Raw genomic sequence first — 21,118 nt, 5'->3', positions numbered from 1 at the left:
TTGCTTTCTTCCAAAATATTTCTTATTTTTTATAGAACAAGAAAGCTAAGCACACAATAACTGATGTTCTTAACTTTCTTAATAAATATTCTGTTACAGTCCGAGATATTCCAGCGCCCCTTTGAACCAATCTTTTATCTTTACAAAGATATTCGAGTCCTCTGGCGTTACCACCTCGGCGGTGGTCTTTTCATCTATCTCGACATATTCTATCTGCGATTTATCCAGCTTTTGCAGACCGAGCTGATTTTCGGCGAAATCCTCTACCTTAGTAAGACCCGTCTTTTGCGCCAGCTCTGACTCTAAGCTGATGTTCTCGTTTTGCAGCGTTGTAAGCTGCGACTGAAGCTCTGTATTGTCGGTGTAAAGCTTTGAAAGCTCTACCCTGCCGTATGTCATGATCGAGAACAGAGCCAGAACTATGATCGCCGCTATCACTATCTTCATATTCGCGGCAAATTTCCTGCGCTTGTTCGCCGACCTTTTGCGGCGTATCTTCTCAGCGTACTTTTCCTCGTGCTCATCGAGCATATCGTAATTCTCGTACTCATACGCCAAATTCATATTTACTGCCATGTTCTTCGACCTCCTTACTTTTAAAATGTATCTGTTCTTGTGGTTACTTTATCTTCTCCACAACTCTCAGCTTCGCGCTGCGGCTGCGGTTGTTGTGCTCAAGCTCTTCCTCCGCGGCGGTAACGGGCTTGCGGGTCACTGCCTTAGCCCTCGGCGTCTTTCCGCACACGCACTGCGGAAACTCGGGCGGGCAGGTGCAGCCTTTGCAAAACTCCGCAAATCTGCGCTTCACCATTCTGTCCTCCAGCGAGTGGAAAGTGATTATCGCAAGTCTGCCGCCGGGCGCGAGCAGCTCGAAAGCTTCGTCAAGCGCGCGGTCCAGCTGACCCATTTCGTCATTGACGGCTATGCGCACCGCCTGAAAAGTCTTTTTGCAGGGATTTTTCTCTCTGCGCACCCTCTGCGGAACCGAGCTTTTTACAAGCTCTGCAAGCTCGCCGGTAGTTTCTATCGGCTTTATCTCACGCGCTGCAACTATCGCCTTTGCGATGGCGGGCGCGAACTTTTCTTCTCCGTAATCGTAAAGTATCCGCCGCAGATCTTCGTAAGACCATGTGTTCACAAGATCCTTCGCGGACATACCCTCGCTGCTCATGCGCATATCCAGCGGAGCGTCGGCGTGGTAGGAAAATCCCCTGCGCGCGGTATCGAGCTGGTAAGACGATACGCCTAGGTCGAGCAGAACGCCCTGCACCTTTTCTACGCCCACATTTTTCAGTGCGGCGCGCATATCGGCGAAGTCGGCGTGTATCACCTGCGCGGGCAGACCCGCCAGCCTTTCGCCAGCCACCTTTACAGCCTCGGGGTCGCGGTCTAGCGCGTAAAGCCTGCCATTTTCGGGGTCGAGCCTTTTTGCTATCTCGCGCGAATGTCCCGCGCCGCCCGCCGTACCGTCAACGTATATACCGTCGGGCTTTATATCGAGAAGCTCTATCGTTTCATTCAGCAGAACTGAGATATGCTTAAATTCTTCCATCAGAAATCAGCTCCCTCCAGTGCCTGCATGAGCATCTCATCGGTTATGCTGAGATTAAATTCCTCCCAGCGCTTCTGATCCCATATCTCGCAGTGGTCGGAAACGCCCACCACGGTAATGTCTTTTTCCAGCGCGGCTATCGAGCGCAGTATAGCGGGTATGAGTATCCTGCCCTGCTTGTCCGCCTCGAGTTCTACGGCGTTTGCCATAAAGCTGCGCTGCAGCCTTAGCCCCTGCGCCATCGGCAGAGCCTTTAGCTTTTCGGCTTTTTGGGCGAAATCTTCCACCGAGTAAACGAACAGGCAGCCGTCTACGCCCTTGGTAACTATCAGCCGCTCGCCCATTATCTCGCGCAGCTTGGAGGGAAAAGCCATTCTGCCCTTCTGATCCATCGACTGGTTATACGTTCCCGTAAGCATACTTGTCTGCAATCTGTTCGCCCCCTTTCGCAAAATTCACCACTGCGGGCGGATATGTACGAATTTTGTGGGACGTTTCACCACTTTTACGCACATTTCACCCCTGCAACTTAATTATACACCATATAAGATAAAATTGCAACAGTAAAATATGCCAAAAACGCGTGAAAAATGCGTCGGCAATTAGATGAAAACGTTTCAAAAGCGGCTTTCAGGGGATAAAAGTTACAGCTTTTCAGGAAAAGATTACAATTTTGTAACCTAAGTACTTTTCTAAGCGCCGTGTGCTAAATATATGCGTTATTTTTCATTTTTTCTATTATACCACAATATATAGTATTCGTCAACCACCAAGACCAAGCAGATATTGTCCAAAAAAGCGCAAAAACTGTTCAAAAAAACGTACCGAAGCGTTTCAAAAAGGCTGTTTTTAGTGACAAAACGGTAACAAAATCTTGCTTTCTGTAATATTTGCTGCCACGAAAATGCTTTTCTGAACTTTTTATAAACTTTTTGTTTCCTGCTCCGCTTTATGAAACAAAAAACAGAGGGGCGTTTCATCTGCGTGAAAAACGTCCCCTCTGCGGAAGTTTCAATTATTTACTTGCAAAATTTTTCGATGTAGTTTCCGATGCACGCCTCGATGATATTCTTGGCTTCTTCCTTGCCCTTCACATCGTCGATCACGGTGTCTTTGTGCTCCAGCTGCTTGTATACCGAGAAGAAGTGGCTCATCTCTTCAAAAATGTGCTTCGGCAGCTCTGAGATGTCGGTATAGGTATTGTAGCTGGGGTCGGCGGTGGGTATGCAGATTATTTTCTCGTCCGCCGCGCCGTTATCCATCATGCTGATAACGCCTATCGGGTAGCACCTTACCAGCGACATCGGCTCGAGAGTTTCCGAGCAAAGCACCAATACGTCGAGCGGGTCGCCGTCGTCGGCATGGGTGCGGGGGATAAATCCGTAGTTTGCGGGGTAATGGGTAGAAGTGTAAAGTATCCTATCCATTCTCAGCATACCCGTAGCCTTATCGAGTTCGTACTTGACTTTCGAGCCTTTAGGTATCTCTATCACTGCGGTAAACTTCTCGCTGGAGATCTCCTTAGGCGAAATATCGTGAAGAATGTTCATAGATTTTTCCTCCTGTCTTTTTTTCATCCGCAATGCGGAAAATTATACTTATCAAACTACTCCTGCGCTGTACATTCCTGCGTCTTTCAGCAGTTCGGGCAGGTCGAAAAGGCTTACGCCGTCCTGCTCCGCGCGCACGCACACGCCGCCGTTTTCCTCCGATAATATATCCCACGGAGTAAGCAGCTCGGCGGTCTTTTCAGCGCCCGCTTTTTTCAGCAGCTCTTCCGTCTTTGCTTTCAGCTTCGCGTTTGAGCAATATATGCTCATGACCTTGTAGCTCTGCACATACAGCTCGTCGCCGCTCTCGTTCCCGCCGAAGCCGAATCTGCAAACGCCGTCGTTTATCAGTAGCGTACCGTAAGTTTTCATTATCGCAGCGATGACCGGCTTGGTGCAGTTGTCGAGGTAGTAGAGCTTGTACTTACCGCCCAGCGCCTTTTCCTCATCAGCCGTGCAGGGCAGTTCGATGAAGAAAAATATCGGCTCAGCCATAGCGCTGACGAATGAGTTTATAAAGCCCGAAAGCTTGTCCGCGCTCAGCAGCGCCGAAATGCAGCCCTCGTTCCCGCGGCTGATCTCGTAAGCGCTTTTAAGTCCGCTGATGTCGGGTATATCTATGCCCAGCGGCATTGTAAACATAGGTCATTCTCCTTAAAAACTATTGATTATAAGCCAAAAAACTGCGCACATACTGCCATATCATCAGTCCGAAATATATCAGCATGAATACGTTCGTAGCCACGGTGATGCAGCGCGCGCCGCCCGTCATAGCGCATTTCGGCTCGCTTTGGCGTATGCCCTTTATCAGCCCGCGCAGGTAGACGAATATTGCGTATACTCCCGCGAACATTATCACGATATTCAGCGCGCAGTATAGCTGATAAGCGTGGTCGAAGCCTACTGCGTTTCCTATATCGGTGATGCTGGCGAAGCAGTTGTTCAAAACGTGTATGATTATCGTGGGCACTATGCTGTCGAAATATACAGCCGTAGCCGCGTATATCAGCCCGCCCGCGAACGCCGATACCGCCTGCGGTATGTTGCCGTGCATTATGCCAAAAAGCAGCGCCGAGAAAAATACCGCCATACCCTTGCCGTACGGCGAGAGCAATTTCAGCACCAGCCCGCGGTAGATTATCTCCTCAGCTATCGGCGCGAAAACGCAGACGTACACAAGCTGTATCACCACGGCGTATGTCGAGGGCTTGTTGATGGTAAAATCAGCCTCCGGCACGGTAACGCCCTGCGCGCTCATCATAGCCACGAATATCGCGACTATGTACGAAATGAACATATTCAGCGTAAGGCACATCGGCGTGGTCTTTAAGCCCTGCTTTACGCAGCCCTTTTTCGGCTTCAGCATGCTCATAACGTTTATGCGCATAGGCAGCGCGGCGGTAAGCAGCAGCATTATCACCGAAGCCGCAACCACAGCGAGGTTCATCGTCATGCTGAAAGAGCTGGAGTAGCCGAGCGAGGAGCTGTCGGCGTAAAAATACTTGCGCACCTCGTTTAGGCTCAGCGTAAATCCGCCATGCTTTATCGAATATGCGGCGAAATAGAACACCCGCACAAAGATGTAATTGTAAACATTATACAGCAGCAGCAAAATGCCCAGAAATGAGGCGTTTTTAAAAAGCGCGCGCTTTTCATTCGCCTGCGCCGTTTTCAGCTGGTTATTGTAGCCGAAGCCGCCGTTCGGAGCGCCGCTGAAATCAAACCATTGTCCGTTATTGTCCATATTGCTCCTTATTTATAAATGTATCAAAGCATATTCTTTACGGCTTCAAATATCTTCTTAGCCGTATCCGGCTTGTTCATAGAGTAGAGGTGTATGCCGTCCACGTCGTTTGTTATTAGGTCGGCTATCTGGTCTATCGCGTAATGCACGCAGGCGTCGGCGAAAGCCTCGGGGTTATTTTCGTACTTATTGAGTATGCGCGCCAGCTTTTTCGGCACGCTTGCGCCGCACATAGACACCATGCGCAGTATGCCCGCCTTGCTGGTAACAGGCATTATGCCCGCTTCGATGGGGCTTTTTATGCCAGCTATCTGCGTCTTTTCGCGGAAGGCGTAAAAGTCCTCGTTATCGAAGAAAAGCTGCGACATAAAATGTTCAGCGCCGCACTCCTCTTTTTCCTTCATACGCAGTATATCCGCTACGGGCGACTCCGCCTCGGGGTGGGTTTCGGGGTAGCAGGCGGCGGAGATATGCAGCTCGGGCGCTTTTTCTTTCAGATATTTGATAAGGTCTGCCGCGTAGTGAAAATCTTCCTTCGGCGGATACCTATCGTTCTTATCGCCGCGCAGAGCGAGAACGTTCTCTATGCCCGCCGCACGAAAAAGCTCTATCGCCTTATCAATATCGGCGCGGGTATTGTTCACGCAGGTAAAATGCGCTATCGGCAGTATGCCATACTTTTCCTTTATTATGCGGCAGATGTCGATGGTAGAAGTATCAGCGGGGTTGCCGCCTGCGCCGTATGTACAGCTTATAAAATCAGGCTTTATATCAGAGAGTCCGTCGAGGGTGGAATATATCGACTTGATAGTCCCCGGCTTTTTCGGCGGGAATATCTCCATAGAAAAAACAGTTCTTCCATTTTCAAAAAGCTTTTTCATTTCCATAATTCAACACTTTCCTTTCGTGCGAAATATCGCATATAGTTACACAATATTATTATAACATACATTTGGCGAAAATACAAAGGACATTTTCTTTATAATGTTTAAGTATATGTAAACAAATTGTAAGCATTTTGTTATAACGCTTGCATTTTTCACTGCTTGGTGTATAATTATATTTAGAATTAGCACTCGACTATTTAGAGTGCTAGCAGAATGACATCAAGACTGATAAAAACACGAAAAGTACGGAGGTAAACATATTATGGAAACTAAGCAGTTCAAAGCAGAGTCGAAGCGCCTGCTCGATATGATGATCAACTCGATCTACACACACAAAGAAATATTTCTGCGCGAGATAATCTCAAACGCCAGCGACGCTATCGACAAGCTGTATTTCAAAACGCTCACCGATACCAGTATAGGCTTAAAGAAAGAGGATTTCGCTATACAGATAATCCCTGATAAGGAAGCGCGCACCCTCACCGTTTCGGATAACGGCATAGGCATGACTGAGGAAGACCTTGAAAACTGCCTCGGCACTATCGCGAACAGCGGCTCTTTCGCTTTCAAGAAAGACAACGACCTCGGCGAGGACGTTGACATTATAGGTCAATTCGGCGTAGGCTTTTACTCAACTTTCATGGTAGCGAAAGAAGTCACCGTAATTACAAAGGCTTTCGGCAGCGACAAGGCTTACAAGTGGCACTCTAACGGCGTGGACGGCTACACTATAGAGGAAGCCGAAAAGGAAAACGCAGGTACCGACGTGATACTTACTCTGAAAGATGACACCGACGACGAGAAGTACAGCCGCTACCTCGACCAGTATCAGATACAGACTCTTGTCAAGAAATATTCCGACTACATCCGCTTCCCGATAAAGATGGACGTAGAGCACACTCATTACGGCGAGGACGAGAACGCCGAGCCCGAAAAGCACATAGTGAACGAAACGCTCAACTCTATGACGCCTATCTGGAAAAAGAACAAGAGCGAGCTTACCGACGAGGATTACAACAATTTCTACACCGAGAAATTCATGGACTATATGCCGCCGATCGCGCACATACACTCCAAAAACGAGGGCGCGGCTACTTACAACGCCCTGCTGTATATCCCCTCGCACGCGCCTTTCGACTACTACTCTAAGGACTACGAAAAGGGCTTGCAGCTCTACTCCAGCGGCGTAATGATAATGGAGAAATGCTCCGACCTGCTGCCCGACTATTTCAGCTTCGTAAAGGGTCTGGTAGACTCGGAAGACCTCTCGCTGAACATTTCGCGTGAGATGCTGCAGCACGACCGCCAGCTAAAGGTCATCGCCCGCAACATCGAGCGCTCGATAAAGAACGAGCTTACCAAGCTTATGAAGAACGACCGCGAGAAGTACGAGAAGTTCTACGAAGCTTTCGGCTTACAGTTCAAGTTCGGAATTTACCAGAGCTACGGCGCTTCTAAGGACACGCTGGAAGACCTGCTGATGTTCCCCTCTTCTTTCGAGGACGGCAAGATGACCACCCTTGCGGAGTACGTTGACAGAATGAAAGAGGGTCAGGACTGCATCTACTACGCCTGCGGCGAATCAAAGGCGCGTATAGAGATGCTGCCTGTATTCGAGAAGGTAAAGGATAAAGGCTACGAGGTTCTCTACTTCACGCAGGACGTCGATGAATTTGCCATCAAAGTAATGATGCAGTACAAGGATAAAAAGTTCAAGTCGATAGCCGACGGCGACCTCGACCTCGAGAGCGAGGAGGAAAAGGAAGAGAGCAAAAAGACCGCGGAAGAGAGCAAGGAAATGTTTGACTTCATGAAAGAGGCTCTCGGCGGCAAAGTAAAGGAAGTTCGCCTTTCTACCAAGCTAAAGAGCTACCCCGTATGCCTTTCTTCCGAGGGTCAGGTATCCATCGAGATGGAAAAGGTGCTCAACTCTATGCCGCAGAACGAAAACAACAAGGTAACGGCTGAGAAGTGTCTGGAGCTGAACGCAAGCCACCCCGTATTCGGCAAGCTGAAAGAGCTTTACGCAAGCGATAAGGACAAGCTCACCGAGTACACAAAGCTGCTCTACTCGCAGGCTCGCCTGATAGAGGGTCTTGACGTAGAAGACCCCGTAGAGTTCGCAAAACTCATCTGCAACCTCATGGTATAAACCTAACAAGCCACTAAAAATACAAAAGCGCACGGCAGGAGATCTCACCGCCGTGCGCTTTATTTTTGGCTGTTTTGAATTATTTGGTAACTGCCTTATCGTTCTTGATGTATCCGCCCGCCTGCGAATACGGTGTGCACAAGTACCACCATTCACCGTCGCTTTCGTAGTTGCCCGCTTCTATAACGTAATTTTTCTTGTTTATGGTTATCTCACCCCAGAAATGCTGCCATTTGTTATCGGTAGAACGTCCGCGGTAGCCCTGCACGAGGTGTGCGTCGTAGCCTAAGTACACCAGCATCTCTACCATTGCGCCGTTGTACTGTATGCACTGACCGAGTTTCTCGTTAAAAACAGCGTCGGCGTAGCCCTTTGCCGCTATCTTGTAATACTTATCGCCCGAGGCGTACTCTACGTTTTTGTTTATCCAGTTGAGGGTGTAAGCTGCTTTCTGCGCGGGCGACCAGCCGCTTTCAAAATGCTCTTTCGCGAACTTTTTCAGCGCAGCTTTATCCGCCGCAGTCATGTAAACTGCCGACTTCGTGGTCTTTTTGCCCTGAGTATTGTAAAGCTGATACGAAGTGCCCGAGGATTTTGTGGGATCGCCCAAACGGGACATATCGTAGCCCATGTACTCGCTTATGGTATTTATATCGTAGTAGGTGATGTCGTTGTCGGCGGCGGTGCGGCGTCTGCCGTTCTTAGCGTCGGTGGAGAAAGCCCTTACCATCATCTTGTAGCCGGTAAGTCCGCCGTATTCCCACGAAGAGGGATAAACTATCGCCGAGGTGCGCGTGCCGCCCTCATAGCGCTGCAGCATTACCCACTTGCCCGAATACCGCGAGTAGATGTACACCTCGTAGCCAGCGCAGTCTACCTTGCCCCATTTCAGTTTCAGCCCGCCGTTAGCCGTAAGCGCTGCGCTTTTCAGCTTTGGCGCGGCTGAGGGCGAGGTGGTGGTCTGCTTGGCTAGGCTCATCTTGCCCCAGGTGGTAACGCCCTTGTTTTTAAAGAAAGCGCGCACCTTGTAAGTATACTGCGTGTTCGCCGCGAGTCCGCTGTTTTTGTACTTCACGTCATCGTCGCCGTAAAGGGTCTTTATCTTTTCATACTTGCCCGTCTTATTATTCTGCCGGTAAACGCGGTAGCCCGCCGCGCCCTTTATTCTGCCCCACTTTATGGTAACAGAACTTGCCTTGCTGGAGTATGAGCTGTTTATCACCGCGCGAACGTCCTTCGCATTGGCGGAAAGCACGATAGCCGTCTGCGAATAGTCCGCCGTATCGGCAGATGTGTAAAGCCCCGCGGAGGGCAGCAGCATTGCCGCCGCGAGCGCGCCGCTTATTATTCTCTTGTAAATTCCCTGCATTTTTATCTGTCCTTTCAGATCTTTTCAAAATATCCGTCTTTTACTTCTCGGCGATTTGTCACCGTTCTGTAATCATTCTACCATAGATATGCACATATGTCAAGTCACGATCCCGATATTTTTAGTGTAAAATCAACCAAATCTAACTAGGTGATTTTAGTTACAGTTCACACAAGGGCGATGTTGTTTATTTTCAGCCAGTGGTTTATCTGTATGATATACGCCATTATCTGCGGGTCGTTCATTAGCTGACCGTACCACTGAACATGGTCGCCGTGCTGCATAAGGCGCTCTATCTCGCCGCGGTCGAGAATATCCAGTACAGGGCAGCGGGTCTGCGAAAGCTCTTCGCGCAGGCGCTCGCGCACGGCGGCGGTGTACGAGGGGTTGTGCGTTTTCGGGTATGGCGATTTCTTGCGCCAAAGCACCTCTTCGGGCAGCCAGCTGCTCATAGCTTCGCGCAGCAGACCCTTTTCTCTGCCGAGGTAATCCTTGTACTCCCACGGCACGCGGTAGAGGTACTCCACTATGCGGTGGTCGCAGAAAGGCACGCGCACCTCAAGCCCCCAGTACATCGACATTCTGTCTTTGCGCACCAGAAGCGTCTGCATGAACCACTCCATATTCAGCCTCATCATCTCGCGCATACGCTTTTCCAGCGGCGGCAGACCCTCGCTCTCCGCCCTGCCGATGGTGTCGAGGTACTTCGCGTAAACGTACTCCTGCGCCGCATTTTCGTTCGGTACAAATTCCCGCCGCGTGAGCCCCGCGCGGTAGACGGTAGACTGCGACCACGGGAAGCCGTCGGTCATGCGTATGTCTTTATCGCGATACCACGGGTAGCCGCCAAAAATCTCATCGGCGCACTCGCCCGAAAGCGCAACGGTAGAAAATTCGCGCACCTTTTTGCAGAAAAGCAGCAGCGAGCTGTCTACATCCGCCATGCCGGGCAGGTCGCGCGCCTCGGTGGAAGTATACAGCGCTTCCACCAGCTCGGGAGTGTCGATAATAACGCGGTGGTGCTCGGTGCCGAGATATTTCGCCATTATCTGTATATACTCGTCGTCGCTGTTCGGCTGAAATTTGCCCGCCTTGAAATACTTAGCGTTGTCGCGGTACTCTACCGAGAAAGTGTGCAGCCGCCTGCCCTGCTCGGCAAATCTGCGCGCCGTTACGGAAGATATTAAGCTGGAATCCAGCCCGCCCGAAAGAAACGTGCAAAGCGGCACGTCGGATACCGTCTGCCGCGTTATCGCATCGGTGACCAGGCTGCGGACGTGCTCTTTTACCTCGTCAAAGCTCTCGTTCGTGCCGCCCTCACAGCCGTAATCCCAGTAGATGTGCTTGCGCAGACCGCGCTCGTCGTACACCGCGCACTCGGCGGGCTTCAGCTCAAAAACGCCCTTGAAAACGCCGCTTCCGCAAGGTATAGCAGGGCCGAGCAGCATTATCTCGCGCACGCCCTCGGCGTCAAGCTCGGCAGGCACGCCGCAGCTCAGCAGACCCTTTATCTCGGAAGCGAAGTACAGCGCGCCATTATATAATGTATAGTAAAAAGGCTTCACGCCGATACGGTCGCGGGCTATGAAAAGGCTGCGGGCGGCTTCGTCCCACACGGCGAATGCGAAAATGCCGTTCATGCGCGAAAGGCAGTCAGCGCCCCACTCGGCGTAGGCGCGCAGCACCGCTTCGGTATCGGTATTAGTAGAGAATTTATGCCCGCGCGCTTCCAACAGGGCGCGCAGCTCGGCGGTATTGTAAAGCTCGCCATTGTAGACCAGCGCGAGCCTTCTGCCGCCCTCGGCGTAAAGCATAGGCTGAGCACCGTTTTCGGGGTCGATAACGGCAAGACGGGTATGTACCAGCAGCGCTTCGCTTTTCGGCGAGATGTAATAGCCGTCGTCATCAGGCCCGCGGCGTTTCAGCACGGCTGCCATCTTGCGCGCGGCGGCTGCGGGTTCGGTATCTAGTCCGCCGAAGCGGATAATTCCTGAAATTGCACACATAAAATTATCACCTCACACCCATTATATGCGGCAAGCGGGCGAAATGTGAGCGATCTGAGCGACGTAAGCGCGGCTGTGCGATATGCTTAAAAATCGGCACGGCAATTAGTGAAAACCGCACAAATCGTTCGGCGCGGGCGTGCGGATAGCCGCAACCCCCTTGCAAAGCGGCGGAGTGTGTAGTATAATTATCTCATAAAGTATAGGCGGGCGCAGGCGGCGATAACGATGTGTCAATAGAATAATGTTATTTCATATTTTTATATGCCAAATTCGTGCGTTCATAAAAAGTTTACTTTATTTTTCGCCAATATATTAAAATCAACCTACAAATCACTATTTTACTATTGCAATTAAGACGATTTTAATATAAAATATATACAGCGGCAGAAATGCTGCTTAGATAAAAAAACAATACCGTTCGTTAAAATTTTTATATCGAGCGGCAAATACAAAAATACGGAGGTATTAAAGCTTATGAAATTTGCAGACGGATTCTGGCTCAATCAGAGAGGCTACGAAGTTAATTACGCTAATCAGGCTTTTGAGATCGAGCCTTGCGAAAACGGTTTTCTCGTTGTAGCTACTCCTTTCGTAGTTTACAACCGCGCTATGATGCTCGGCAGCGCGAACCTTGAGATCGCCTACACTTCTACTCAGGAAAACTGTGTAAAAGTTAGCATCGCCCACCACAAGGGCTGCGCAGACCACGGCCCGCACTTCCCGCTCAATGAAGGCAGCTACAAGCCTGAAGTTACCATCACCGATAAGGAAGCGGTGCTCGTAACGGGCGACACCAAGCTCGTAGTTTCTAAGGAAACTTGGAGCTTCCAGTTCTATTACAAGGATAAAAGGCTCACCGGCGGCGCTTGGAGATCTACCGGCGTTATTTTCGAGAGCGCTTTCAGACAGCAGGCTAGGCTCGCGGTACAGTCTGACGACACATTCTGGAGCTACCCTGCCGACCCCAGCAGAACATATATCAGAGAGCAGTTTGACACCACGGTAGGCGAGTACTTCTACGGCTTCGGCGAGAAGTTCACTCCTTTCGTTAAAAACGGCGCGAACGTAGAGATCTGGAACGCCGACGGCGGCACTTGCTCCGACCAGTCTTACAAGTCTATACCTTTCTTCGTATCCTCCCGCGGATACGGCGTGTTCGTAAACAGCACCGATAAGGTATCTTACGAAGTTTGCTCCGACACCGTTTCTAAGGTATCTATGACCGTTCCCGGTGAGAGCATGGAATATTTCGTATTCGGCGGCGAGAACATCGGCGACGCGCTGGCAGGCTACACCACCCTTACCGGAAAGCCCGCTCTGCCCCCCGCATTCTCCTTCGGTCTGTGGCTGACCACCTCGTTCACCACCACCTACGATGAGGAAACTATCACCTCCTTCATCGACGGCATGGCTGAGCGCGACATTCCGCTTCAGGTATTCCATTTCGACTGCTTCTGGATGAAGGGCTTTGAGTGGTGCAACTTCGAGTGGGACAAGACCCAGTTCCCCGATCCCCCCGCAATGCTCGAAAGACTGCATAAGGATAAGAACCTGCACACCTGCGTATGGATAAACCCATACATCGGTCAGCGTTCAAAGCTCTTTGACGAGGGCGTAGCAGGCGGCTACTTCATCATGAAAGAAAACGGCGATGTTTTCCAGTGCGACGAGTGGCAGCCCGGCATGGCGATAGTTGACTTTACCAACCCCGCAGCCTGCGAGTGGTACGCTTCCAAGCTCCGCGCGCTCTGCGAAATGGGCGTAGATACTTTCAAGACCGACTTTGGCGAAAGAATACCTACCCGCGGCATCAAGTATTTCGACGGCAGCGACCCCATAAAGATGCACAACTTCTACACCTACCTCTACAACCAGTGCGTATTCAACGTGCTTAAAGAGTACTACGGCGAAAACAAGGCTTGCCTGTTCGCACGTTCGGCTACCGCAGGCGGTCAGCAGTTCCCTGTACACTGGGGCGGCGACTGCTCGGGCAACTACAACTCTATGGCAGAAGTTGTAAGAGGCTGCCTCTCGCTCTGCATCTCCGGCTTCGGCTACACCTCGCACGATATGGCTGGATTTGAAGCTACCGCTACTCCCGACATCTACAAGAGATGGGCGGCTTTCGGTATGTTCTCCTCCCACAGCCGTCTGCACGGCAACCAGAGCTACCGCGTGCCGTGGCTCTTTGACGAAGAGTCCTGCGACGTACTGCGCTTCTTCGCTAAGCTGAAAGGCAAGCTGATGCCTTACATCTGGGCGCAGGCTATAAAGACCCACACCGTAGGCGTTCCTGTAATGAGAGCTATGGTCATCGACTTTGCCGACGACCCGAGCTGCCTTACCCTCGACCGCCAGTATATGTTCGGCGACAACATACTCGTAGCGCCTATCCTCAACGAAGACGGCATAGCTCAGTACTACGTTCCCGAGGGCAAGTGGACAGACATAATCACCGGCAAGGTATACGAGGGCGGCAAGTGGTACACCCACAAATGCAGCTACTTCGAGATACCCGCGCTCGCTAAGCCCAACAGCATCATCGCATACGGCGACTTCGGCAGCGACGTAGAGTACGATTACCTCAACAACGCGGTATTCACCATCTACGAGCTGGAGGACGGCAAGACCGCTACCGCGCCTATCTACGATACCGAAGCGAACAAGGGATTCGAGCTTACCGCTACCCGCAGCGGCAATATAATCGAGTGCAGCTACACCGATACCGATAAGGCGTTTACCGTTAAGATCGCCAACACCGACAAGGAAGTAAAAGTTAATCCTTCCTGCGGCGGCAAGGTAATAATCGAGCTTTGACAGCCGAGATAACTTAATAGCTGATATGCACGTCCGCAGGGCACAAAAAGCTCTGCGGGCGTTTTTTATCCGTTAAAATTTTCTTGACAAACACTGCACTATGCTATATAATTAAAGTATATGATTTGAAAGAAGGTCTTTTATTTTGACTCAGATATTCGCAACAGTTACCGAGGGGCTGCAAAACGTTTACACGCCGCTGCCGCTCAAGATACATTTCATTCTCTGCATAATCGCTACGGTGGTCTACCTCATGCAGTTTTACCGCCGCGGTTCTTGGCACTACCTCATGCTCATGATAGCTTTTGACCTAACGTTCATCACGCAGACCTCGCTCTGCCGGTCGCCATCTGCGGTGGGGATACTTGCGATAGCCGAAGCGGCGGTGCTCGCGGCGGCGATAGTGCTGTATGTAAGCTTCACCCGCGCGCAAAAAGCTATGAAAGCTGCCGAAAACGCCGAGCTTGATGAAGCCGAAGAGCGCCGCAAGGCAGCCGAAAAAGCGCAGACCGCAGAGGATAAAAAGATAGTAGACAACGCTTTTTCCGACGCAGACGACGAATGAAAGGCGGAGCGCAGATGAAAAATATCAGGCTTGTGATACTCGATTCGGAGACCGTTACCCGCGGCGACGTTTCGCTCGACGGCATCACCGCGCTCGCGGACAGCTCGGTATTCGGATACACGCCGAACGAAAAGGTAGCCGAAGCTATCGGCGACGCGGACGCTGTGATATGCAACAAATGCCTTATCACGCAGGAGGTTTTTGACAAATGCCCGAATTTGAAATACATCGGACTTTTTGCTACGGGCTACAATAACGTTGACCTCGCGGCGGCAAGCAGGCGCGGAGCGGTGGTCTGCAATGTGCCCGCCTACTCGACAAACGCCGTGGCACAGCACACTTTTGCGCTTATACTCGACTACTACAACAAGGTCGCGGAGTATAAAAAAACAGTTGCCGATGGCGACTGGGTGAACTACAAGCTGTTTTCATATTTTTATATACCTACCACCGAAATAGCGGGGCTTACCCTCGGCATAATCGGCTACGGCGACATCGGCAGAAAGACTGCCGAGATAGCGCGCGCCTTTGGCATGAACGTCGTGACATACACCCGCTCGCCGCAAAAGGTGACGGACGGCACGCGCGTTTGCACGCTAGAGGAGCTGCTGAGCATATCCGATACCGTATCGCTGCACTGCCCGCTGACCCCCGAGAACGGCAAAATGATAAACACCGAAACGCTCGCGCTCATGAAGCCTAACGCTTTGCTGGTAAATACGGCGCGCGGCGGGCTTATCGATGAGCAGGCGCTTGCTGAAGCGCTCAACGACGGCAGACTTGGCGGCGCGCGTCTTGACACGCTGACCTACGAGCCTATGCGCGAGGACTGCCCTCTGCGCGGAGCGAAAAACTGCGCGATAACGCCGCACATCGCTTGGGCACCGATAGAAACGCGCGTAAGGCTGCTGGAAAAGGTAGCGGAAAATCTGAAAGCTTGGATAAACGGCGAGCCGATAAACGTTGTGAACAAGTGAAAAGCTTAGTTTAATATATTTATAAAGATGGGATAAAAAATGGAATTATGGGACTTGTATGACCGCGAGAAGCACCCACTCGGCAGAACTATCGAGCGCGGAAAAACGCTCGGCGCGGAGGAGTACCACCTGGCGGTGAACGTGCTCTCCGTCAACGCCGAGGGCAGGCTGCTGATAACAAAGCGCCACCCCGCGAAATCGCACGGCGGGCTTTGGGAGATCTCAGGCGGCTCGGTACTGGCGGGCGAAACGGCGCGGCAGGGCGCTGTGCGCGAACTTTTTGAGGAAACGGGGCTGCGCGCGAAAGAGAGCGAGCTGACCTACTGCGGCACGCTGCTGCGCGACCCTTGGCACGGGATAATGGAATATTATGTATACAACGGCAACTTCTCGGCGGCGGATATACGCTTGCAGGAGAGCGAAACGGTAGATTTTCGGCTGGTAACGCCCGCCGAGCTGAAAGAGATGTACAAGCGCGGCGAATTTATCGACTTCATTTACGACCGCGTGCGGGTATTTAATTCAGACATGATCGACCCAAGCCTGAAAGAAAAGGAATAGCTGACGAAAAGAGGAATTTTTGTGGAAAATAGAATGGGAAAGCGCGTAGTGATAAAGCTGGGCACGTCAACGCTCACGCACAGAACGGGCAGGCTGAACATACGCCGCGTGGAAAAACTGGTGAAGATAATCGCCGACATACAAAACGCGGGAAATCAGGTGATATTGGTATCCAGCGGCTCGATAGGGCTGGGCATGGCAAAACTGGGTCTGCTGGAGCGCCCCAGCGACACGCCGACAAAGCAGGCGTGCGCGGCGGTGGGTCAGTGCGAGCTGATGTACCTTTACGACAAGCAGTTTTCCGAATATTCGATAACGGTGGCGCAGCTGCTGCTGACGAAATATGTACTGCTGGAGGACAGGCGCAAGAACGTTGAGAACGCCCTCGAGCAGACGATAAAGATGGGCGTTATACCGATAGTAAACGAAAACGATACTGTGGCGATAGACGAGCTGGAGCTTGAAGTCGGTGAGAACGATTCGCTGGCGGCGACGGTGGCTACCATCGCGAAAGCCGACCTGCTGATAATAATGTCAGACATCGACGGACTTTACGATAAAGACCCCCACACTCACCCGGACGCGAAGCTGATACCGCAGGTGGACGAGATAAACGAGGAGATACGCCTGCTGGCGGGCGGCGCGGGCTCAAAGCTGGGCACGGGCGGAATGATAACGAAGATAAACGCGGCGGAGATCGCGACGAAAAACGGCATAGACATGGTGATAGTGAACGGCCGCGAGCCTGAAAATCTCTACAAGATATTCGACGGCGTACCGACGGGAACGAAATTCACCGCCAACTGACGTATAATTATAAAAGGTATAGAAGGGACTGATACGATGAACTACATCGAAAGAATGGGCGAAAAGGCGCGCGCCTGCAAGAGCGAGCTTGCGAACGCCTCATCATCGCAGAAAAACGAAGCGCTGCTGCAAATAGCGCACGCCCTGCGCAGGGGCGCTGCCGACATAAAGCGCGCGAACGAGATCGACCTTAAAAACGCCGCTGCGCGCGGCATGAGCGAATCAATGCAAGACCGCCTGCGCCTTGACGACAAGCGTATAGAGGGCATGGCTGCCGCCTGCGAAAAGCTCTGCGCGCTCGCCGACCCGATAGGCGAAGTGATGGGCGGAGAGGTGCGCCCGAACGGCATGAGGATAACCAAGGTGCGCGTGCCGATGGGCGTTATCGGCATAATCTACGAAGCGCGCCCGAACGTTACCGCCGACGCCGCAGCCCTCTGCCTTAAAAGCGGCAACGCCGTGATACTCCGCGGCGGAAAAGAGGCTATAAACTCAAACATCGAGCTTATCAAGATAATGCGCAGAGCCGTAGCCCTCGCAGGCTTCCCCGAGGACATTATCCAGCTCGTAGAAGACACCGACCGCGGCATAGCGCTCGAGATGATGCAGGCCAACGGCTGCATCGACGTGCTTATCCCTCGCGGCGGCGCTAAGCTGATACAGTCGGTAGTGAAGAACGCGACCGTGCCCGTGATTGAAACAGGTACGGGCAACTGCCACGTTTACGTTGACGCGACCGCCGATCTCGACATGGCAGTGGACATCGTAGACAACGGCAAGACCCAGCGCCCCTCGGTATGCAACGCGGTAGAGAGCTGCCTGGTTCACCGCGACGTAGCCGAGGACTTTCTGCCGATGCTGAAAGCGCGCCTTGACAAGCACAACGTAGAGATTCGCGGCTGCGCGCTGACCCGCATGATACTCGGCGAGGAGAACGTAAAGCCCGCCACGCAGGAAGATTTCGCTACCGAATTTCTTGACTACATAATCTCTATCCGCGTGGTAGACAGCCTTGGCGAAGCGATAGAGCACATCGCGAAATACTCCACAGGCCACAGCGAGTGCATAGTTACCGAGAGCCTTTTCTCGGCTGAGGAGTTCCAGAAAAGGGTGGATTCGGCAGCGGTGTACGTCAATTGCTCTACCCGCTTTACCGACGGCGACGAATTCGGTCTGGGCGCTGAGATAGGAATATCTACCCAGAAGCTCCACGCCAGAGGCCCTATGGGTCTGCGCGAGCTGACTACCATGAAATGGCTGATAAACGGAAACGGTCAGATAAGAAAATAAATGTTTCATATATTCATACTTGCTAATTAGTAAGCATTGCCCCGCCGCACCGATTTGTAAACTTTTTATTAAATCGGTCAAGAATACGTTTACATTCAGAAATAAAACGTTTTCAAAAAAATAAGGGGCTTGAAATTTTTGTGATTTTGTGGTTTAATATTATAGGCGGTAAAAACGCCCGAAAAATTATGAAAATTACCGCGGCGGTGCGCTTTTTAGCGGCGCGGCGCGCGGACAAAAAATCTTTATGAAAGGCGGAATTTATCAATGAGCGTAGAAATCATCAACGGTCAGTCAATTCCTAATATGCCCTGGCAGGACAAGCCCGAGGGCTGCAACGATGTAGTATGGAGATACAATGCTAACCCCATTATCCCCAGAAATCTTCTCCCCACTTCCAACTCTATCTTCAACAGCGCTGTTGTTCCTTTCGAGGGCAAGTTCGCAGGCGTTTTCCGTGTAGACGATAAGGTCAGAAACATGGAGCTGCACGCAGGCTTCTCTGAGGACGGTATCAACTGGAAGATAAATCCTGAAAGAATCGAGTTCGTACAGGCTGACAAGTCTACCGAAGAGGTAAATCAGTGGGGCTACGGCTACGACCCCCGCGTTACCTGGATCGAGGACAGATATTGGGTGACCTGGTGCAACGCTTACGGCTGGAAGCCCACCATCGGCGTTGGCTACACCTTTGACTTCAAGACCTTCTATCAGTGCGAAAACGCATTCCTGCCTTTCAACAGAAACGGCGTTATGTTCCCCAGAAAGGTAAACGACAAGTATCTGATGTTCTCGCGTCCTTCCGACAGCGGCCATACTCCTTTCGGCGATATGTACATCTCTCAGTCGCCTGATATGAAGTACTGGGGCGAGCACAGACACGTTATGGGCCCCCTCAAGGCTTGGGAGTCCAAGAAGATAGGCGCAGGCCCGATCCCGATAGAGACCTCTGAGGGCTGGCTCTGCTTCTACCACGGCGTTCTCGAAAGCTGCAACGGCTTTGTTTACAGCTTCTCCGCCTGCATCCTCGACATCGACGAACCTTGGAAGGTAAAGTACAGATGTGCTGAATACCTCATCAGCCCGCAGGAGATCTACGAGTGCGTTGGCGACGTTCAGAACGTTACCTTCCCCTGCGCTACTCTCTGCGACAAGGATACCGGCAGGATCGCTATCTACTACGGCTGCGCTGACACCTGCGTTTCTATGGCGTTCACCACCGTTGACGACGTTATCAAGTATGTTAAGGAGCACTCCTCCATCTGATAACTGCATAAACTGCAAGTATTGCGGGAGCTTTTTTCGGCTCCCGCTTTTTTGTCTTAAATTGTTATCTTATATTTTTTTACAACGCTGCCCCTTGCCAAATGCCCAGCAGTGTGGTATAATATAAATGAGGTTAGTATGCGCTAACGTGCATTTAAGGAGGGATTTTCCATGACAAAAATAACTGTAAAGATCGACGGCATGATGTGCGGAATGTGCGAATCACACATGAACGACACCATGCGCCAGAATTTCAACGTAAAGAAAGTAACGTCCTCGCACGCCAATGGCGAAACGGTGATGATCGCCGAAGAGGACATCAGCGACGAAAAGCTGAAAGACGCGGTAGAGAAAACAGGCTACACCTTCGTATCCGCCGCGCGCGAGCCTTACGAGAAAAAGGGCTTCTCGCTTTTCAAGAGAAAATGATTGAATGACAAAAAAGCTCCGTTCACGGGTATATCCGCAGCGGAGCTTTTGCTATTTATGAACGTTAGATTTAGTCTTTTACCCACTGTCTGAGGGCGGCGGAGAGCTTTCTGTCGATGTCCTTGCGGGTCTGCTCGCACTCGTCGGGGAAATCCTTAGCCGCCTTGAAAATAAAGCGCATCACGAATTTCAGACCGAAAGGCAGCGCCAGCCGCAGCATCGACTCGGGCAGTACGAAATGCGTACCGTGCTCATACGCCAGCGCTTCATACTCGCACTCGTGCGGGCGCTCCTGCAAACGCTTGTCCATGCGGCGAACGTACTTGCCAGCCTCCCAGAACGAGTCGTCGTCCGCGCCGACGAGGATAAGCTTGCCCTTGATATTCTCGACCTTTATCATCTGCTCCTCGGTCAGCGGGTGCGCCTTTTCTGAGTCGATAAAAAGGCAGGTGCTGCGCTCTATATCGCCCGAGCCTTTAGTTTCTCCCTCTATTTTCTGCCAGTAAACGGGGTGCTCGTAAATAAAAGGCATATACGGCAGCGGCTTGCCCTGCCAAGAAAGCGTCGAAGCGTTCGGTATCGGCCACTCTCCGCAGCCGTCCTTTTTGCCCTGCTCGAAGCCCTGCCAAACGAAATCGCTCGCGGTGATGCCGAAAGTCAGCGTGAGGTCGGGCAGCAGCGAAGCGGCGGCGATGGAATCCATGCCCGCGGTGCTCATGCCCATTATGCCTACCTTGCGCGAGCCGTGGCTTTTGAGCCAGTCAATGGCTGTCTGTATGCGCTCCAGCGGAAAATTGACGTGGCTGTAATTCTTTTTGCCGGGCGACATACACATAACGTTCACGCCCCTGCTGTGCAGCCATTTTGCACCGCATTTCGCCATGTAATCATTAGGGTCGTCGCCGAAAAGACCTATCATAGTGCAGTCAGAGCCATTCGGATCTTCATAATATGTACCGTAAAAACCATCTTTTTCGATCTCAAAAAACTTCTTTTTCATCTTTCTCAAACCTCCGTATCAAAGCATAAAATTTCCCGACTGTCAAGCAGTTTGCATATGCTTACTCATATTATATCACTTCAATGCGCAAAAGTCAAGCAGCAAACGAAAAAGAGCAGAGATCTCTTCCCTGCCCTTTTTCA

The 21,118-nt window shown here is 51.5% G+C and carries 19 protein-coding genes; 9 read left to right on the top strand and 10 right to left on the bottom strand.

The features are described from left to right. Nucleotides 1-93: 93 nt before the first annotated feature. The 7 genes from LI114_RS03110 to metF all read right to left on the bottom strand — a co-directional run bounded on the left by LI114_RS03110 (nt 94) and on the right by metF (nt 5,733). Complete coding sequence (locus tag LI114_RS03110) at nt 94-576, bottom strand: cell division protein FtsL (RefSeq protein WP_022128305.1); 483 nt, start codon at nt 574-576, stop codon at nt 94-96. A 43-nt stretch (nt 577-619) separates the two neighbouring features. Then, nucleotides 620-1,552 carry a 16S rRNA (cytosine(1402)-N(4))-methyltransferase RsmH gene (gene rsmH / locus LI114_RS03105; protein WP_227219253.1) on the bottom strand — a complete coding sequence of 311 codons (933 nt, stop codon included), beginning with the start codon at nt 1,550-1,552 and terminating at the stop codon, nt 620-622. After that, nucleotides 1,552-1,983: a division/cell wall cluster transcriptional repressor MraZ gene (gene mraZ / locus LI114_RS03100; RefSeq protein ID WP_022128303.1), complete on the bottom strand. Its 432-nt coding sequence runs from the start codon at nt 1,981-1,983 to the stop codon at nt 1,552-1,554. The genes rsmH and mraZ overlap by 1 nt, the downstream gene beginning before the upstream one ends. Nucleotides 1,984-2,571: 588 nt before the next feature. Continuing rightward, complete coding sequence (locus LI114_RS03095; RefSeq protein WP_022128302.1) at nt 2,572-3,102, bottom strand: inorganic diphosphatase; 531 nt, start codon at nt 3,100-3,102, stop codon at nt 2,572-2,574. A gap of 51 nt (nt 3,103-3,153) precedes the next feature. Further along, nucleotides 3,154-3,744, bottom strand: a complete 591-nt coding sequence (locus LI114_RS03090) for a hypothetical protein (protein WP_227219251.1) — start codon at nt 3,742-3,744, stop codon at nt 3,154-3,156. Between the two features lie 19 nt (nt 3,745-3,763). Continuing rightward, on the bottom strand, nt 3,764-4,846 hold the full coding sequence (locus LI114_RS03085) for a CPBP family intramembrane glutamic endopeptidase (RefSeq protein WP_227219249.1): 1,083 nt from the start codon (nt 4,844-4,846) through the stop codon (nt 3,764-3,766). 23 nt (nt 4,847-4,869) lie between these two features. Beyond that, nucleotides 4,870-5,733 carry a methylenetetrahydrofolate reductase [NAD(P)H] gene (gene metF, locus LI114_RS03080; protein WP_227219247.1) on the bottom strand — a complete coding sequence of 288 codons (864 nt, stop codon included), beginning with the start codon at nt 5,731-5,733 and terminating at the stop codon, nt 4,870-4,872. A gap of 262 nt (nt 5,734-5,995) precedes the next feature. Here metF and htpG point away from each other — a divergent pair, with 262 nt between their 5' ends. After that, nucleotides 5,996-7,885, top strand: coding sequence for a molecular chaperone HtpG (gene htpG / locus LI114_RS03075; RefSeq protein ID WP_227219245.1), 1,890 nt, complete (start codon nt 5,996-5,998; stop codon nt 7,883-7,885). Nucleotides 7,886-7,964: 79 nt separating this feature from the next. On the opposite strand, the gene LI114_RS03070 is transcribed toward htpG, so the two are convergent. Beyond that, on the bottom strand, nt 7,965-9,254 hold the full coding sequence (locus tag LI114_RS03070) for a transglutaminase-like domain-containing protein (RefSeq protein ID WP_227219243.1): 1,290 nt from the start codon (nt 9,252-9,254) through the stop codon (nt 7,965-7,967). 167 nt (nt 9,255-9,421) lie between these two features. Continuing rightward, nucleotides 9,422-11,260, bottom strand: a complete 1,839-nt coding sequence (asnB, locus tag LI114_RS03065) for an asparagine synthase (glutamine-hydrolyzing) (protein WP_227219241.1) — start codon at nt 11,258-11,260, stop codon at nt 9,422-9,424. Nucleotides 11,261-11,737: 477 nt separating this feature from the next. Here asnB and yicI point away from each other — a divergent pair, with 477 nt between their 5' ends. The 8 genes from yicI (at nt 11,738) to LI114_RS03025 (ending at nt 19,975) form a co-directional block, all read left to right on the top strand. Beyond that, nucleotides 11,738-14,080, top strand: coding sequence for an alpha-xylosidase (gene yicI, locus LI114_RS03060; protein WP_227219239.1), 2,343 nt, complete (start codon nt 11,738-11,740; stop codon nt 14,078-14,080). Between the two features lie 145 nt (nt 14,081-14,225). Then, entirely contained in the window at nt 14,226-14,645 is a 420-nt protein-coding gene (locus LI114_RS03055; RefSeq protein ID WP_022128294.1) for a hypothetical protein, read from the top strand. A gap of 14 nt (nt 14,646-14,659) precedes the next feature. Further along, nucleotides 14,660-15,622: a D-2-hydroxyacid dehydrogenase gene (locus tag LI114_RS03050; protein WP_227219236.1), complete on the top strand. Its 963-nt coding sequence runs from the start codon at nt 14,660-14,662 to the stop codon at nt 15,620-15,622. Between the two features lie 39 nt (nt 15,623-15,661). Beyond that, nucleotides 15,662-16,183 carry an NUDIX hydrolase gene (locus LI114_RS03045; protein ID WP_227219234.1) on the top strand — a complete coding sequence of 174 codons (522 nt, stop codon included), beginning with the start codon at nt 15,662-15,664 and terminating at the stop codon, nt 16,181-16,183. Between the two features lie 33 nt (nt 16,184-16,216). Next, entirely contained in the window at nt 16,217-16,990 is a 774-nt protein-coding gene (gene proB, locus LI114_RS03040; protein ID WP_022128291.1) for a glutamate 5-kinase, read from the top strand. A 36-nt stretch (nt 16,991-17,026) separates the two neighbouring features. After that, nucleotides 17,027-18,280 (top strand): glutamate-5-semialdehyde dehydrogenase, encoded by a 1,254-nt coding sequence (locus LI114_RS03035; RefSeq protein WP_227219232.1) that lies wholly within the window; start codon nt 17,027-17,029, stop codon nt 18,278-18,280. A gap of 267 nt (nt 18,281-18,547) precedes the next feature. Then, nucleotides 18,548-19,546, top strand: coding sequence for a glycoside hydrolase family 130 protein (locus LI114_RS03030; RefSeq protein WP_022128289.1), 999 nt, complete (start codon nt 18,548-18,550; stop codon nt 19,544-19,546). Between the two features lie 171 nt (nt 19,547-19,717). Next, nucleotides 19,718-19,975, top strand: a complete 258-nt coding sequence (locus LI114_RS03025) for a heavy-metal-associated domain-containing protein (protein WP_227219230.1) — start codon at nt 19,718-19,720, stop codon at nt 19,973-19,975. A gap of 70 nt (nt 19,976-20,045) precedes the next feature. Here LI114_RS03025 and LI114_RS03020 read toward each other — a convergent pair whose 3' ends face one another. Then, nucleotides 20,046-20,975: an acyl-CoA thioester hydrolase/BAAT C-terminal domain-containing protein gene (locus tag LI114_RS03020; protein ID WP_227219228.1), complete on the bottom strand. Its 930-nt coding sequence runs from the start codon at nt 20,973-20,975 to the stop codon at nt 20,046-20,048. Nucleotides 20,976-21,118 lie beyond the last annotated feature (143 nt).

It is taken from the genome of Ruminococcus sp. 210702-SL.1.03, assembly GCF_020559915.1.
Classification (GTDB): domain Bacteria; phylum Bacillota; class Clostridia; order Oscillospirales; family Ruminococcaceae; genus YE71.
This window is presented reverse-complemented; position numbering and strand designations above follow the sequence as displayed.